The sequence below is a fragment of the Methylomonas sp. 11b genome (genome assembly GCF_000515215.1).
Lineage (GTDB): Bacteria > Pseudomonadota > Gammaproteobacteria > Methylococcales > Methylomonadaceae > Methylomonas.
The window spans coordinates 5,089,455-5,103,006 of sequence record NZ_KI911557.1 but is presented as its reverse complement, the minus strand read 5'-3'; the positions used below and the strand labels follow the sequence as shown (position 1 = coordinate 5,103,006).

General features: G+C 49.8%; 16 protein-coding genes and 3 tRNA genes. 2 read left to right on the top strand and 17 right to left on the bottom strand.

All coding sequences use genetic code 11. The features are described 5' to 3' along the window. Nucleotides 1–202 precede the first annotated feature (202 nt). A complete protein-coding gene (trkA, locus tag METH11B_RS0124445) occupies nt 203–1,558 on the top strand; it encodes a Trk system potassium transporter TrkA (RefSeq protein ID WP_020485733.1) in 1,356 nt (451 codons plus the stop codon). Here the strand turns inward: trkA and METH11B_RS0124440 are convergent. The 13 genes from METH11B_RS0124440 to METH11B_RS0124375 all read right to left on the bottom strand — a co-directional run bounded on the left by METH11B_RS0124440 (nt 1,555) and on the right by METH11B_RS0124375 (nt 9,829). Continuing rightward, nucleotides 1,555–2,097, bottom strand: coding sequence for a hypothetical protein (locus METH11B_RS0124440; RefSeq protein ID WP_026604294.1), 543 nt, complete (start codon nt 2,095–2,097; stop codon nt 1,555–1,557). The two genes, trkA and METH11B_RS0124440, sit on opposite strands and share 4 nt — an antisense overlap. Then, nucleotides 2,084–2,623 carry a hypothetical protein gene (locus tag METH11B_RS0124435; RefSeq protein WP_026604293.1) on the bottom strand — a complete coding sequence of 180 codons (540 nt, stop codon included), beginning with the start codon at nt 2,621–2,623 and terminating at the stop codon, nt 2,084–2,086. The genes METH11B_RS0124440 and METH11B_RS0124435 overlap by 14 nt, the downstream gene beginning before the upstream one ends. Next, the gene (locus METH11B_RS0124430; protein ID WP_020485730.1) at nt 2,623–2,997 is read right to left on the bottom strand and encodes a VOC family protein; all 375 of its coding nucleotides are present in this window, start codon (nt 2,995–2,997) and stop codon (nt 2,623–2,625) included. The genes METH11B_RS0124435 and METH11B_RS0124430 overlap by 1 nt, the downstream gene beginning before the upstream one ends. A gap of 43 nt (nt 2,998–3,040) precedes the next feature. Then, nucleotides 3,041–3,823 (bottom strand): hydroxypyruvate isomerase family protein, encoded by a 783-nt coding sequence (locus METH11B_RS0124425; RefSeq protein ID WP_026604292.1) that lies wholly within the window; start codon nt 3,821–3,823, stop codon nt 3,041–3,043. Beyond that, a complete protein-coding gene (locus METH11B_RS0124420) occupies nt 3,823–4,701 on the bottom strand; it encodes an NAD(P)-dependent oxidoreductase (protein ID WP_026604291.1) in 879 nt (292 codons plus the stop codon). Before METH11B_RS0124420 ends, METH11B_RS0124425 begins: the two co-directional genes overlap by 1 nt. Nucleotides 4,702–4,715: 14 nt before the next feature. Further along, nucleotides 4,716–5,207, bottom strand: coding sequence for a nucleoside triphosphate pyrophosphohydrolase family protein (locus tag METH11B_RS0124415; RefSeq protein ID WP_026604290.1), 492 nt, complete (start codon nt 5,205–5,207; stop codon nt 4,716–4,718). A gap of 153 nt (nt 5,208–5,360) precedes the next feature. Beyond that, entirely contained in the window at nt 5,361–5,849 is a 489-nt protein-coding gene (locus METH11B_RS0124410) for a hypothetical protein (protein WP_026604289.1), read from the bottom strand. After that, nucleotides 5,849–6,400, bottom strand: a complete 552-nt coding sequence (locus METH11B_RS0124405; protein ID WP_026604288.1) for an FMN-binding protein — start codon at nt 6,398–6,400, stop codon at nt 5,849–5,851. The genes METH11B_RS0124410 and METH11B_RS0124405 overlap by 1 nt, the downstream gene beginning before the upstream one ends. Nucleotides 6,401–6,563: 163 nt before the next feature. Next, the gene (locus tag METH11B_RS0124395; RefSeq protein WP_026604287.1) at nt 6,564–7,982 is read right to left on the bottom strand and encodes a hypothetical protein; all 1,419 of its coding nucleotides are present in this window, start codon (nt 7,980–7,982) and stop codon (nt 6,564–6,566) included. A 124-nt stretch (nt 7,983–8,106) separates the two neighbouring features. Next, nucleotides 8,107–8,361, bottom strand: coding sequence for a GIY-YIG nuclease family protein (locus METH11B_RS0124390; RefSeq protein ID WP_026604286.1), 255 nt, complete (start codon nt 8,359–8,361; stop codon nt 8,107–8,109). Between the two features lie 7 nt (nt 8,362–8,368). Beyond that, on the bottom strand, nt 8,369–8,650 hold the full coding sequence (locus METH11B_RS0124385; RefSeq protein WP_026604285.1) for a hypothetical protein: 282 nt from the start codon (nt 8,648–8,650) through the stop codon (nt 8,369–8,371). A gap of 23 nt (nt 8,651–8,673) precedes the next feature. Then, a complete protein-coding gene (gene rnhA, locus METH11B_RS0124380) occupies nt 8,674–9,114 on the bottom strand; it encodes a ribonuclease HI (protein ID WP_036276424.1) in 441 nt (146 codons plus the stop codon). A 7-nt stretch (nt 9,115–9,121) separates the two neighbouring features. After that, nucleotides 9,122–9,829, bottom strand: coding sequence for a class I SAM-dependent methyltransferase (locus tag METH11B_RS0124375; RefSeq protein WP_026604283.1), 708 nt, complete (start codon nt 9,827–9,829; stop codon nt 9,122–9,124). An 85-nt stretch (nt 9,830–9,914) separates the two neighbouring features. On the opposite strand from METH11B_RS0124375, the gene METH11B_RS0124370 reads away from it, so the two are divergent. Next, nucleotides 9,915–11,513 (top strand): lytic transglycosylase, encoded by a 1,599-nt coding sequence (locus tag METH11B_RS0124370; protein WP_026604282.1) that lies wholly within the window; start codon nt 9,915–9,917, stop codon nt 11,511–11,513. Nucleotides 11,514–11,785: 272 nt separating this feature from the next. Here METH11B_RS0124370 and METH11B_RS0124365 read toward each other — a convergent pair. The 4 genes from METH11B_RS0124365 to gltX form a co-directional block, all read right to left on the bottom strand. Then, nucleotides 11,786–11,861, bottom strand: a tRNA-Glu gene (locus tag METH11B_RS0124365). 65 nt (nt 11,862–11,926) lie between these two features. Next, nucleotides 11,927–12,002, bottom strand: a tRNA-Glu gene (locus METH11B_RS0124360). Nucleotides 12,003–12,025: 23 nt separating this feature from the next. Beyond that, nucleotides 12,026–12,101 (bottom strand) — tRNA-Ala (locus tag METH11B_RS0124355). Between the two features lie 41 nt (nt 12,102–12,142). Beyond that, nucleotides 12,143–13,549 (bottom strand): glutamate--tRNA ligase, encoded by a 1,407-nt coding sequence (gltX, locus tag METH11B_RS0124350; protein WP_036278294.1) that lies wholly within the window; start codon nt 13,547–13,549, stop codon nt 12,143–12,145. Between the last annotated feature and the right edge of the window lie 3 nt (nt 13,550–13,552).

Below are 13,552 nucleotides of genomic sequence, written 5' to 3'. Positions count from 1 at the left end.
CTATTTAAATACCGCTATCGGCCATTTAAAACGCGATTTTTGCTTTGCAGCCGCAGCCTAACTCCACAATTGGGCGATTTCCATCAAAGCAAAGTCTGCGCGCTCGCTGGAACATGGACAAGCCTATCGATCAGCGTATAATTCGCCGGCTTCGGCCCTTGTGGCGACAAGCATTCGACATCATTACTGGCTTTAAAAACTTATGAAAATAGTGATTCTCGGTGCCGGCGTTACCGGCTCTTCGGTTGCCGGCGCATTGGCCAGTGAAGAAAACGATATTGTCGTTATCGATAAAAATGCCCAATTGCTCACCGCATTGAAGGGCCGCCTGGATATAGCCACCGTCGAAGGTAACGCTGCCCATCCCAGCGTGCTGGAACAAGCCGGTATTCAGGACGCCGACATGGTGATTGCGGTTACCGACCGCGACGAGACCAATATGCTGGCCTGTCAGGTGATTAACACCCTGTACAGCAAACCCAAAACCATCGCCCGGGTGCGCGCCATCGACTTTCTAAACCACCCGGAATTATTTGCGCCGGGCGGTATTGATATTGTCATCAGCCCTGAGCAGGTGGTCACCGAATCCATTCATAATCTGATCAAATACCCCGGCGCGCTGCATGTGTCGGAGTTTGCCGACGGCTTGGTCAGGCTGTTCTCGATTCGCGTGGTGCCGACCGGCTTTCTGACCGGTAAACGCATCCATGCCGTGAAAGAAAAACTGGCCGACAGCATGATCCGGGTCGCCGCGATTTTCCGCGACGGTAAAGCCATCGCGGTAAACGGCGAGGCGGTGATCGCCACCGGCGACGAAGTATTCTTTGTCTGCCCCCGCGATAAGGTCCGTAAAACCTTGGTGGATCTGCATAAACTGGAATCGCCGATCAAAACCATTATGCTGGCCGGCGGCGGCCACGTCGGCAAGCGGCTGGCAATTGCCTTGGAAAAAAACTACCACGTCAAAGTCATCGAGCAAGACATTGAGCGAGCGCGGGAAATCTCCAACGATTTGCGTAACACCTTAATTCTACACGGCGACTGTACCGACGAATCGCTACTGCAAGAAGAAATGATCGAAGACATCGATTTGTTCTGCGCGATTACCAATAATGACGGCATCAACCTGATTGCCGCCGGTCTGGCGAAAAAACTCGGCGCCAAAAAAGCCATCTGCCTGATCAACAACAATTCCTACCTGAAATTATTGGACGGCACCGAAATCGATCTGGCGATTCAACCAAAACTGGAAACCTTGGGCGGCATCCTCAAACACGTGCGTAAAGGCGACGTGGTCGGCGTCAGCTCGGTATGTGGCGGGAGTGCGGAAGCAATTGAAGCCATTGCTCACCGCAGCAAGAATTCCAGCTCCGTGGTTGGCTTGCGGGTAGATCAGGTCAACTTACCGGACGGCGTGATATTAGGGGCGCTGATTCGCGAAAAGGAAGTGATTCCGGTGCATCACGACACCGTATTCGCGGAAGGTGATCACGTAGTGATGTTTGCGCTGAACAAGAAAATGGTCAGAGACATCGAAGGCTATTTCCAGCCGATCTAATCCGCCAAATCGGCATCGATAAAAGCCAGTGCCCGCTGCGGCAAACCGTCTTTGCTCTCGCCTTGCAAAGACCTCTGACTGTCTTCATGTACCGCTGTCATGAACTGCAACAATTGCATTTCAATTTTCATTTTTTCCTGCGGCTCTTGGGCATCCCACATTCGATTCAATAACTGCTTGGCGTGATGGTGGATCGTGAACGCCACTGCTTCCGGTAGATGGGCATAACTACTGCGCAAAGACTCCTTCAGCTTATCCAGTGATTGCAGATATTGCTGATAGTCTCTTAAATCTTGCTGACATTGGGTTTTCACCATCGCCAGCTCGTTGCTGTTGCGGGCTTTGTTGACGGCCAACTCATGAGCCAATTGCTGCGACTGTTTTTTCAGTTGCGCCACCAAAGCCTGTTCCGCCAGCGCCTTGGTTTGCCGCAGTTCGGCGACATCTTCGTGCCTGGATAAATGCCATTGCAGATTGTCGTCGCGACTGCGCCGCAAAAACGCCAGTGCGTCACCCAGCCAGCGACTAATCGGCGACATGGAGCTGTTGGCGTAAAGCCAGCATCGCCGCGGAATCGGCTTGTTTACGATACGTGCGCAAGGATTTACGCAGATTTTTATATCGAGCGGCCGGCAGTTGCGCCCGCACCGCTTGCAATTCATGGCTAATTGCCACAGATAAGGCCCAGGCCTGTTTGCGGTTATCGGCTACCAGCAGGCGTTGCCGCTTGAATCTGTGCCAATAACTTAATTGTCGGCATTCGGCAGACTTGCGCCGCGCCAGATCTTGCTGGCGAACCTGTAAAGACAATAGTTGCCGCACCGCCGCCGATTCGCGGCTGAAATACCCGCGCAGTTCGCGGCAAACCGCCTTAAATAACATCATCAGACCAAGCAAAGCCAACAAAACCAAAGCCAATAACATCACTTTACTGGCTAACAGATAAAACAAACCCATCAACAAAGCCAAACCAAACTGCAAACAGACAAACCCTAGCACAAACAGCAGCATCGCCAGGCTGCCTATCAGTAGTCCGCCATAAAAAAGCCGTCCGAACATGGGCATCAAGGCCGCTCAATAAACTCCAGCGCATTGCCGTCACGGTCGCGGCAAAACAGCGCCTTGCGGCCGGAAATACTCACCGTATAAGCCGTACCGGTCCGCTCCAGATCTTCGCGCAAAGCATCAACCGAATCGATATGCATCGCCACATGCCGATCACGACCGCCATGCGCCGGCCTGCCGGTTGTTGGATCGGGATTATCCAATTCCAGCAAATGAATTTGCTGGGCGCCGATTTGCAACCAGGCACCGGGAAACGGCAGATTCGGCCGCTCAGTCTGCTCCATTCCCAACACATCGCGGTAAAAAAGCAGCGATTGCTCGGTATCGGAGACGATCAAACTGGCGTGATGTATCGTGAAATTATGTTTGGACATAGTAATCAACAGGTGAGTAAGACCAAGCGATTATACCGCCCGATTATTTTATCGAGTAGGTTTTCAACCAAGGCAAACTGGCAACGGTGCCAGCGGTCGGCCGGTACTCGGCCCCAACCCAACCTTGATAGTCCGACGTCGCGATAATGTTGAACAGGCTATCGAAATCCACGGCGCCGGTGCCCGGCTGAGCGCGGCCTGGGCAATCGGCAAACTGAATATGGCCGATCTTATCCAAATGTTGACGTAAAAATCCGGCACAATCTTCGCCCATTCGGCTCATGTGATAAATGTCGTATTGTATGAATAAGTTCGGATGATCGATTTGCTTTAGCGCATCCAGCATCTTCTGACTGGTGTCGAAAATAAAGCCAGGCATGTCATAGCTATTGACGGCTTCGAATACGATTTTGATACCCAAATCGGCAAAAGCTGAAGCGGCGTAAGCCAGATTTTCCAGCAAAGTCGTTTGATATTCGCCCAAGCGTTGTGGGTCCAAACAACGACCCGGTAACACGTTAATAACGTAGGGCTTTAATCGTTCGGTATAAGTCAGCGTCTGCTCTACCGCGGCTTTAAATTGATCGCGTTTTTCCGGAACCGCCGCCAAACCCTCGCCACCTTGCAGCAAAGTATCGGCATCGACATTGAACAACACCAACTGCAAATCCTGCTGATCCAATATATCGCAGATTTGTTCGGCGGGTAGCGAGTAGGGAAACTGGATTTCCACTGCATCGAAACCGCACTGTTTAGCCGCCTGAAACCGTTCCGGCAACGGCAGTTCAGTAAACAATAAACTCAGATTGGCGGTAAAGCGCAGCATCAGTCTTGGGCGTACAGTTTGATGAGCGTCGCGGGATCTTGCTCCAAAAAGCCGCCACTGCCGTGCAATTGCATTAGTTGCGCAGCCAAGCCCGACATAGGTATCGCACTACCCTGTTTGCCGGCTAAATCGACGGCCATATTTAAATCTTTCAATAAAGTTTTCACGCGCCACTTTACCGGTTCGAAACGCTTATCGGCCATTTCCGGTCCGACGATTTGCAGTGGCTTGGAATCGGCAAAGCCACCGGCCAGCGCTTCGGGAATTTTTGCGGCGTCGACACCGGCGGCTTTTGCCAGCGCCATCATTTCTGCTATGACTAGCACATTGCAACTGACGATCATCTGATTGCAGATTTTAGTGGTCTGACCACTGCCAATTGGCCCCATATGCGTCAAACGGCTATACAGCGGTCGCAATACTTCTCTGGCAATTTCAATATCCGGTTCAGCACCACCAGCCATAATCGCCAAACTACCCTGCTCTGCCCCGGCCGTACCTCCGGATACCGGCGCGTCCACCCAGCGCATGCCGCACGCGGCCTGCAATGTCGCCGCGATACTCCGGGTGGCTTCCGGATGGATGCTGGACAAATCTATTAACAATTTATCGGCAGCGCCGTTAACAATAATTTGTTCCGTCACCACCGCTTCAACGGCCATGGTGTCGGCCAGGCACAAAATCACCACATCGGAGGCTTTTACCAATTCACCGACACTGCCGCAGACCTTAGCACCCGCACCAGCCACCACATCCAATTTGGCAACCGTGCGATTCCAGACATTGACCTGAAAACCGGCCTCCAGAAGCCGCAGGCTTAGCGGTTGCCCCATCAGGCCTATGCCGACGAAGCCCAGCGTGTAACGTTGTTCTGCCATAGTGAAACTCGCAGTTATTCGAATAGTGCCGGACTTAAATCCAAACGCTCGCTGCCGCGCCCACTCATCAACTGTTGATACACGATTTGAAAAGCTTCATCGAAATCGGCATTCACAAAACGCTGGGATAAATGCGCGCAGATTGCATATAAGCCCGAATAATGCACGGTCTCGCCGGAAGTACACAGGTTGATTTTCTCGGACAGCACCCGCATCACTGACAGTACCGAACCATCTTGCCGCCAGTTGGCGGACACGCTTACCACCTCGTCACCCCTGCACGCGATGGCCGCCAGCGCATTAAAGGATAAATCCACCAGCCCAGCCAAAATTTTGATCAGGTCACCGCTGGCAATGGCTTTAAATGTCTCGCTACCGCAATCCAGCAATAAGGCTTGGCGCATCACAATATCCATGTCGGACAAATGCCCGATTTCGCCATCGTCGGGCTGCTTGATAGCGAATTTCCGGTGAAAATCTCTAACTTGTTGTAAATGTTTGTTCATGATTCTGCTCCGGGGATTGGATTCAAAGAGTTCGGATGAAGAGTGGCGCGGCGCTAGACAATATATACAGCTACCGGCCTACCCGTTGATAGGACAGTAGCGAACAGGCAGAGTGCGCCGATTAATTAAATAGTGACAACGAGGAAAACGGTTTTAACGCAATTGCCGACGCGATTCAATCAACGACAAACTGACTATGACGATCAAAAGGAACAAGGATGTTTCCAGTAATAAAAACGCGGCTATTTTGAAATAAGCAAAAGCCGGATCGACATAACGCACCAACCACCCGGCCGCTTCATCGGCTATCGCCGCACCATAAACTATCGTGCTAATCCAGACTTTCATCAGCGTCGGCAACGAGGTCATCAGCATGAGGTGCGTCAGTGTCAATACCAACATGCCCATTGCAAACAAATGAAAATGACTGACTTCCAGCAAACTTTGATAGCTTTTCGGTTCGTTAAACTCTTGCTCGTTGCCCAAATAGTAAGAAACGACCGACTCCGGTGTGAGATTCATTTTATGGAAGTACATCAGACCATTGCTGATCCACAACAAAGCCACATAGGCCAAGAACATCAAGATCAGAGTATTGATCAGCAGCTGGCGATTCTGTTCGCCGGTAACAAAAAAACGCATCAGTGTGGCTTGTTTTGGATGAGAACTTGATAAATCGCCAGTACCTTACGGGCGCTATTAATTGCGGCACGGGTGCTGAGCGTCGCCCCGGCCACCCCTTGTATATCTTGATTCAGGCTCAACTCTTCGATGGAATGATTCGCCAGCAAGGCCATCCAGCGCTCAGGCGGTTGATATTCCGGCGGCTCATGAAACGCCAGCGTATGGACGTTACGCAATTTGCCTTCCGGCGTTAATACCACCAGCAAGGTTTCCGGCTTGGTTCTAACCGTGTGCGCTTCAATGGCGGCATAGCCGATCACGGCGCCTTGCTTCTTGCCCACATAAAAGCTGAACAGATTGGATTCCAGCTTGACCTTCGCAAGCTGTTCGATCTGCGCTACTTCCTCCGGCGTGGGAAACAGCGATTGCATTTCCACGGTCGCGTCGTCGCCGAAGGCCAGCTTCATTGCTTCTTCTTTGCTGTAGAACACAGTGGCATAAGCACTCAGAGTCGTCAGGCAAAAAGCCAGTAGAATCAGGAAGAACCGGGAATATTTTGAAAACAGCATACTTTGGAGAAATCCAATTAAGTGAATGACAGGGCGGCTATGATAGAGACCGGGCATCAATTTGCCAAGCCGCAGCAGTTGAAAATTGGATTGGTTATGCCGGTAAAACAAGGGATTGCCCCGTCAATCAAAGCAACGGGGCATGCTGATAACAATATCGTTGTTAGAAAATAAAGCCTACACCGAGGTTGAAATCATCGGGTGACGTACCTGATTTCTGATTGAAATTACGGTAATCGGCTTTGATCACCACATTGGGTATCGGTTTGTAGTTCATACCGACCTGGAAGATTTCGATATCCTTGGTGAAATCATCGGCATACCCCACTGGCACTTTGGCAACTGTATCCAAGCGTTCATAGCGGAAAAATGGCGCCAAATATTGGGTGGTATCGTGCAAGACATGCGGCAGAATGTCGTAACCGACCTCGCTGTACCAGCCGTAATTTTCCGAGCCAATGACTCCATTACCATTTGCAGCAGACAATATCGCCGCATTGCCAACATGACCAAAGGAACCCAGCGTACGGAATTCGAGACCGCGATATTTCCACTGCAAGTGCGCTTCATATAGCTCTGTCATCACATCGGCTTTCTCGCCAGCGAAAAACTGATTTTGACCAGACTTACCAAGATACGCAGATCCGCCGACACTTAATCCAGGTACAAACGCTGGCGCGTAATCTACTCGACCCACGTAGGCCAAATCTTCCGCTAATGCCTGACTGCCGCCTTGGCGGCCTTCTCGAATACCATTGGACGCAAATCCTCTAGCATTCATACCATTGACTACGTATGTGGTATAGGTCAATCCTGGCAACAATTCACCAAATAGACCGAGTCCATTTTCATGCCAGGTACTCGGAATAATACGCCGTTCGACTTCGGGACGATTGTTTCCGAAGAAAAATGGCGGTTCATGTATTTGGTTGATGAAGCCCATAGGCATCAGCAACATACCTGCCCGAACATTAGCCATTCTATTGATGAAAAAATCCAAAGACGCAAACTCTACCGAAACCTCACCCCTTTCTTCACTACCTTCACCTGTGGTTCCATGTTCGAACTCGATCTCGCTGTTAAACAGAATGCTGTCAGTAAATTTGTAACCCGCGTAAATAACCAAGCGCTCCAGGTCGGCATTATTTGAATTCCTGACATTACCATCTTCATCTCGACCGCCTTGGTCGTTGACTCTAGCCTGATAATTGGCCTCACCGTAGCCACCCAATGACAACCCTTTGCTGGCTTGATAAACTTTCGACGCCGCAGGACCTAAACCATAAGCACTTTTGTATTCCACTTTTTCCGGCACCACCAATTCGGTACGGAGCTTTTCCACTTCTTCCGTCAACACATTAGTTTTGCGCTCTAAATTGCTGACTTCGCCAGTTGGCGCCTTTTGGGCAACCGCCTCCAGCTTCTTAGTCATGCTATCAATCTGCTGCTGCTGAGCTTGAATGATCTTCCACATTTCATCCATGGTCTGCGGCTTTTCGACGGGAATCCCCGCAGCGTTTACCCCGGCACTGACGACAATCGCCGAGATCGCGGCGCTAAGTTTTGAGTTGAATGGCTTCATATCGGTCTCCAAGAATTTGAGACTCGAGTATAAAACCCCTACAACATTTAATGCAAATCATTCTCAAATCTATCCGCATTAACAGGCCAAATTTATCTCCCGCAAAATAGCTGTAATTAATAATTTAACGCCTGTAAGCAGCGATAAGCTCCAGCTTTTCGCAACGTTTCATTTGTTTGATCAACGCCTCCTTTCTGGAAGCCGAGACGCGGTCGTGCCCCGCTTCGACAAACACCAGTTGCCGAGGTTGTCGGCTTCTGAAATATTTGGCCCCTTTTTGCATCAGATGCTGGTGGAAACGTCGCTCAACATCGGTACTAATGCCGGTATATAAGCTGCCGTCATCACACTGAATGATATAGACCGACCAATTTGACACTGGCGCGCTATTCAGAGTCGGCGGATTTATTCAACCAACCATTCAGCAAAACCGCTACCGATACGCCAAAACCGATATAGGCATAGCGAACGATAAAGATCAGCGTAGTGCTCTGGCTGTGACTTGCAGCATCTTTGACACCGGGCGTAATTGCCAAAGTCCAGAGAAGCGCCGCCAAAAAATACACCACCACACCCGACACCGCCCATGAGACAGCCGGACGACCTGAGCGTGCCGCAGTGTTGAAAAACCAAATGCCGACTAACGCGGCAGCTATCGAACCTAACATGTGTTTTCCCGATTTTAATTAGTTTAGCGGCGAGACAATCGTTCGATTCCCAGGTTGGCCAACTGATCGGCACGCTCGTTACCAACATCCCCGGCATGTCCTTTCACCCATATCCAATCGATGTTGTGCCGCTGGATCGCAGCATCCAAACGTCGCCATAAATCTTCGTTTTTCACCGGTTTATTTGCCGCAGTTTTCCATGCCCGCTTTTTCCAGTTAGCCATCCATTCGGTAATGCCTTGCAAAACATATTTGGAGTCAGTGTGCAATTTGACGCTGCAAGGCTTAGTTAAAGTTTCTAAAGCTTGTATTGCGGCTACCAACTCCATCCGGTTGTTCGTCGTTTCAGGTTCACCACCGCATAGTTCCTTTTCTTTGTCTCGATATTCCAAGCGCACACCCCAGCCTCCAGGCCCAGGATTGCCCTTGCATGCACCATCTGTGTAAACAATCACTTCAGTCATGGTCAACCTATCTAAGTAAATTCGATTTCAAACCTAATCCAACCGCAGCCAAATTGCTTCGGCGTTGCTGCGTCGCGGTCAAAGGAATCAATGTATATTGCCTCTTCACCGCTTTAATGCCGTAAGCCATAGCAAACAAAGACGCAAAACTAAATTCGAATTTACCGTGAGCGATGGTATAGCTGTCTAGTCCAAACTCGGCAGTCGTTAACAATTCGAAGTTCATCAATTTCAACCAATCCAAAACCCGCGCTTTGGTAATGAAATGCGCCCGCCAAGATTCCGCAAGCTTCCGGTCCCATAAAAACTGGAAACGTACCGACATACTGAAAGGATTGAAATTCAGCATGACCAATTCGCCGCCCGGCTTTAACACGCGATTGACTTCGCGCAGGGTTTGAAATCGCCGTGCGTCAAACTCTAAAATGTGCGGAAGTATGACTAAATCCATCGATTCAGTTTGAATAGGCAAGTTAAAAGCTTTAGCGGTCACCTTCAACGCGCCAGCATCACCCAAGGCCTTGCCGTCAAGAATTAGATAATTCCTATACAAGGAAAAATCGACGAACTCATTTTCCCAACCTAAACCACCGATCTGGAGTTGTTGTTGCTTACAACTCACCGTTATTGATCTTCGCAGATAGTTGGCTTCCATGGTTTGCAGTAGCTTACCCCGTGGGGTTTGGTACAACGCAAATAGAAATTGTCTCTTCATTTAACCGCCGCTAAGGGTATGTTTTTTTGGCTATTTTAGAAAGCCATGCTAGGATCTAATTTTTTTATTTTAGCGAGTTCAGACAATGCCCCGCTCAATTTCCAAAAAATCAGGCCGTCATCTGTCTTATCTACTGCCTATTCTGCTAGCAACCGGTTGTAGCCAACATGCGCAAAAAGACCATCTAAGCCAATCATCAACTAGCAAGTTTTCCGTATTTACCCGTAATGGCAATGCCGGAAAAATCCACAACAAGCAGGTAGAAGCAAAAGAGCACGCCACCATCTGGGATAGGATGCTGTCTCTTTATGCCTTACCGGAAATCGATAATGCCAGAATCGACCGCGAAGTAAACTGGTATCTTAGAAACCCTGAATATCTGACCAGGGTACAACAACGCGCCGAGCCCTATTTATATTTCATCCTCAACGAAATTGAAGCGAAAAATATCCCCGGAGAACTGGCACTGTTACCTGCGGTTGAGAGCGCTTTCAGACCTGACGCAATGTCGCCAGCTCAAGCATCCGGTCTCTGGCAATTCATTCCGCCTACCGGGCGTCTTTACGGGTTAAAACAGAACAGCTGGTATGACGCACGACGCGATGTAGTGCAATCGACTCAAGCAGCCACCACCTTCCTGAAAGAACTGAGCGAGACTTTCAATAACGACTGGTTACTTGCTCTCGCCTCATACAACGCCGGCAAAGGCAATATAAAAAACGCCGTGGATAGAAACCTCGAGCGCGGACAGCCTACCGACTTCTGGTCCTTGGACTTGAACAACGAGACCTCAGCTTACGTACCCAGGCTGCTGGCAATCGCCAAGATCTTTGCCAACCCGGAAAAATACAACGTCAATCTGCATCAATTCGCCAACCAACCTTATTTTGAATTGGTCGATGTAAAGTCCCAGCTCGACTTGGGTAAAGCCGCCGAAATGGCACAAACCCCGCTAGATGATTTCTTAAAGCTCAATCCTGGCTATAACCGCTGGAGCACCGATCCGAACGGCGCGCAACATCTGCTGATTCCGGTAAGCAAAGCCGATTCTTTTAAAGAAAAACTGGCTGAATTGCCACACCAAGAGAGAATCAAATGGGAACACCATACGGTGGGCAAGAAAGAGACTCTAAAAAGCATAGCCAGCAAACACAGCACCAGCGTCGAAGAGATTATCAATGTCAATCATCTTGACGACGATACGGTTGCCCAAGGCTCAATCCTGTTAATCCCGGTCTCTTTTCATTCACAAAAGGGCGAACCAACCACACCGGCTGTTGCTGCAGTATCGCAACAATCCACACCAACGCCTGCTCAATCAAGCAAACAACAATATACGGTTAAGAAAGGCGATACCCTATGGGATGTCTCGCAACGTTTTTCTGTTGATAAAGACGATATTGTGAGTTGGAATAAATTACCCAAAAAAGCGGCGCTGAAACCCGGCCAAAAACTGACTATCAAGAAAACCAGCAGCAGTATAACCGTGGCATCGACCGCGCCTTCCATCAAGCAAATCAGCTACACGGTGAAAGCCGGCGACACATTGGCACAGATATCAAAGAAATTTAATGTCAACGTCACCGAGCTCCGCAAATGGAATAACGTTCCCAAAAACAAGGCGGACATCAAACCGGGCTCTAAGCTAAAAGTAATGATTGAGGCCGGCCATCCGTCCACCTAGGGCTTCAGATAACCCTGCGTACAGTTCAAATCGATTTGCGAAATTAGATCTTTCTGATTCGCCATAAGGGTAAACTTAAATCAGCAATTTAGGTTTACCCTTACGCTTCGCGAGATCAAACAGCCCTACTAAAGCGATCAGCACAGAAGAAACTAATCGCTACATCCCAGAGAAATAGCGATTCGACTTAAGATATTGAATTAACACAGACGGCATAGCAAACTTGGCACCGCATATTGCTACTGTGCCAGAGCTATAACCTTAAGAATTGATGGCGTCCCCACGGGGGTTCGAACCCCGGTTACCGCCGTGAAAGGGCGGTGTCCTAGGCCACTAGACGATGGGGACTAAGACTATTTTTTAAGAATGACTTCTTTAATACGAATTGCCGGCTTAACCGACTTTAGCCAAATTGGCGTCCCCACGGGGGTTCGAACCCCGGTTACCGCCGTGAAAGGGCGGTGTCCTAGGCCACTAGACGATGGGGACTCAGGACTAAATCAACTATTATTTGGTGGAGCCAAGGAGGATCGAACTCCTGACCTCTTGCATGCCATGCAAGCGCTCTCCCAGCTGAGCTATGGCCCCGTAGTTGAGTCCTCGTATTATACGGATATTCAGAACTTTGTCTAGGACTTTTCTACATTCTTTATGTATCGGATGGCTCGCTCTATTCTGCGCAAGGTTTTCTCTCTGCCTAATAGAGCCAAAGTCAGATCAATAGCCGGCGATACACCACTGCCACAAACCGCTACGCGCAGGGGTTGCGCGACTTTACCCAGATTAAGCTGCAATTGCTCGGCACTATCCAATACCACTTGATGAAGGCCTGACGCTTCCCAATCGCCGATAGCGTTAAATTGCGCCAGTAAATGTTGCAATACATCGTCCACGCCCGCTTTGAAATTCTTCTTGGCGGCTTTTTCTTCGTAAGCGTCGAATTCCTTGTAAAAGTATTCGCTTTCGGCTGCCATATCCACCAGGGTTTTGCAACGTTCGCGTTGCGCTTTAACCACATCCACCAATCCCGGACCGGTGGTCGGATCGATACCGCGCTCCCCCATGTGCCAAGCCAAATGTCTGGCAACATGCGCCGGATCGCTGTTCATGATGTATTGGTGATTCAACCACAACAACTTCTCGGTGTTAAACGTGGACGCGGAAACGTTGACTTTTTCCAACTCGAACAACGCCACCATCTCTTCCAAGGAAAACAATTCCTGATCACCATGCGACCAACCCAATCGCACCAGATAGTTCAACAAAGCCTCGGGTAAATACCCGTCATTGCGATACTGCATCACGCTGACCGCACCGTGGCGTTTGGACAGGCGCGCGCCATCCGAACCTAAAATCATCGGCACGTGTGCATACACCGGCAATTGCGCACCCAAGGCTTTCAGAATATTAATCTGCCTGGGCGTATTATTGACATGATCGTCACCACGGATCACATGCGTAACCCCCATATCCATGTCATCGACTACCACCGTCAGGTTATAGGTCGGGGTGCCGTCGGAACGGGCAATAATCAGATCATCCAGCTCCTTGTTAGCGACAACGATACGACCTTTCACCAGATCGTCGATGATAACCTCGCCCTGCTCCGGGTTCTTAAAGCGCACCACCCGCTCACCTTGCGGATTTTCAACACCGTGCCGGCACTTACCGTTGTAACGCGGCTTTTCCTTGTTGGCCATTTGCTGCTCGCGTAAAACCTCCAACTCCTCGCGACTGCAATAGCAATAATAGGCATCACCCTGCGCCAGCAATTGCTGAATCACATCTTTGTAACGATCAAAACGATGCGTCTGATAGAAAGGGCCCTCGTCATATTCCAAGCCTAACCAAGTCATGCCTTCCAGAATTGCATTCACGGACTCCTGACTGGAACGCTCAAGATCGGTATCCTCGATTCGCAAAATAAATCTGCCGCCGTGTTTGCGCGCATACAACCACGAAAACAAAGCGGTTCTGGCACCGCCAACATGTAAATAACCGGTAGGACTGGGGGCAAAGCGGGTTCTAATACTCATCGT

What these genes read in the sequence shown, in the direction of transcription:
- trkA (WP_020485733.1), top strand. Translation starts at nt 203, where the DNA reads ATGAAAATAGTGATTCTCGGTGCCGGCGTTACCGGCTCTTCGGTTGCC.
- METH11B_RS0124440 (WP_026604294.1), bottom strand. Translation starts at nt 2,097, where the DNA reads ATGTCGCCGATTAGTCGCTGGCTGGGTGACGCACTGGCGTTTTTGCGG.
- METH11B_RS0124435 (WP_026604293.1), bottom strand. Translation starts at nt 2,623, where the DNA reads ATGCCCATGTTCGGACGGCTTTTTTATGGCGGACTACTGATAGGCAGC.
- METH11B_RS0124430 (WP_020485730.1), bottom strand. Translation starts at nt 2,997, where the DNA reads ATGTCCAAACATAATTTCACGATACATCACGCCAGTTTGATCGTCTCC.
- METH11B_RS0124425 (WP_026604292.1), bottom strand. Translation starts at nt 3,823, where the DNA reads ATGCTGCGCTTTACCGCCAATCTGAGTTTATTGTTTACTGAACTGCCG.
- METH11B_RS0124420 (WP_026604291.1), bottom strand. Translation starts at nt 4,701, where the DNA reads ATGGCAGAACAACGTTACACGCTGGGCTTCGTCGGCATAGGCCTGATG.
- METH11B_RS0124415 (WP_026604290.1), bottom strand. Translation starts at nt 5,207, where the DNA reads ATGAACAAACATTTACAACAAGTTAGAGATTTTCACCGGAAATTCGCT.
- METH11B_RS0124410 (WP_026604289.1), bottom strand. Translation starts at nt 5,849, where the DNA reads ATGCGTTTTTTTGTTACCGGCGAACAGAATCGCCAGCTGCTGATCAAT.
- METH11B_RS0124405 (WP_026604288.1), bottom strand. Translation starts at nt 6,400, where the DNA reads ATGCTGTTTTCAAAATATTCCCGGTTCTTCCTGATTCTACTGGCTTTT.
- METH11B_RS0124395 (WP_026604287.1), bottom strand. Translation starts at nt 7,982, where the DNA reads ATGAAGCCATTCAACTCAAAACTTAGCGCCGCGATCTCGGCGATTGTC.
- METH11B_RS0124385 (WP_026604285.1), bottom strand. Translation starts at nt 8,650, where the DNA reads ATGTTAGGTTCGATAGCTGCCGCGTTAGTCGGCATTTGGTTTTTCAAC.
- rnhA (WP_036276424.1), bottom strand. Translation starts at nt 9,114, where the DNA reads ATGACTGAAGTGATTGTTTACACAGATGGTGCATGCAAGGGCAATCCT.
- METH11B_RS0124375 (WP_026604283.1), bottom strand. Translation starts at nt 9,829, where the DNA reads ATGAAGAGACAATTTCTATTTGCGTTGTACCAAACCCCACGGGGTAAG.
- METH11B_RS0124370 (WP_026604282.1), top strand. Translation starts at nt 9,915, where the DNA reads ATGCCCCGCTCAATTTCCAAAAAATCAGGCCGTCATCTGTCTTATCTA.
- gltX (WP_036278294.1), bottom strand. Translation starts at nt 13,549, where the DNA reads ATGAGTATTAGAACCCGCTTTGCCCCCAGTCCTACCGGTTATTTACAT.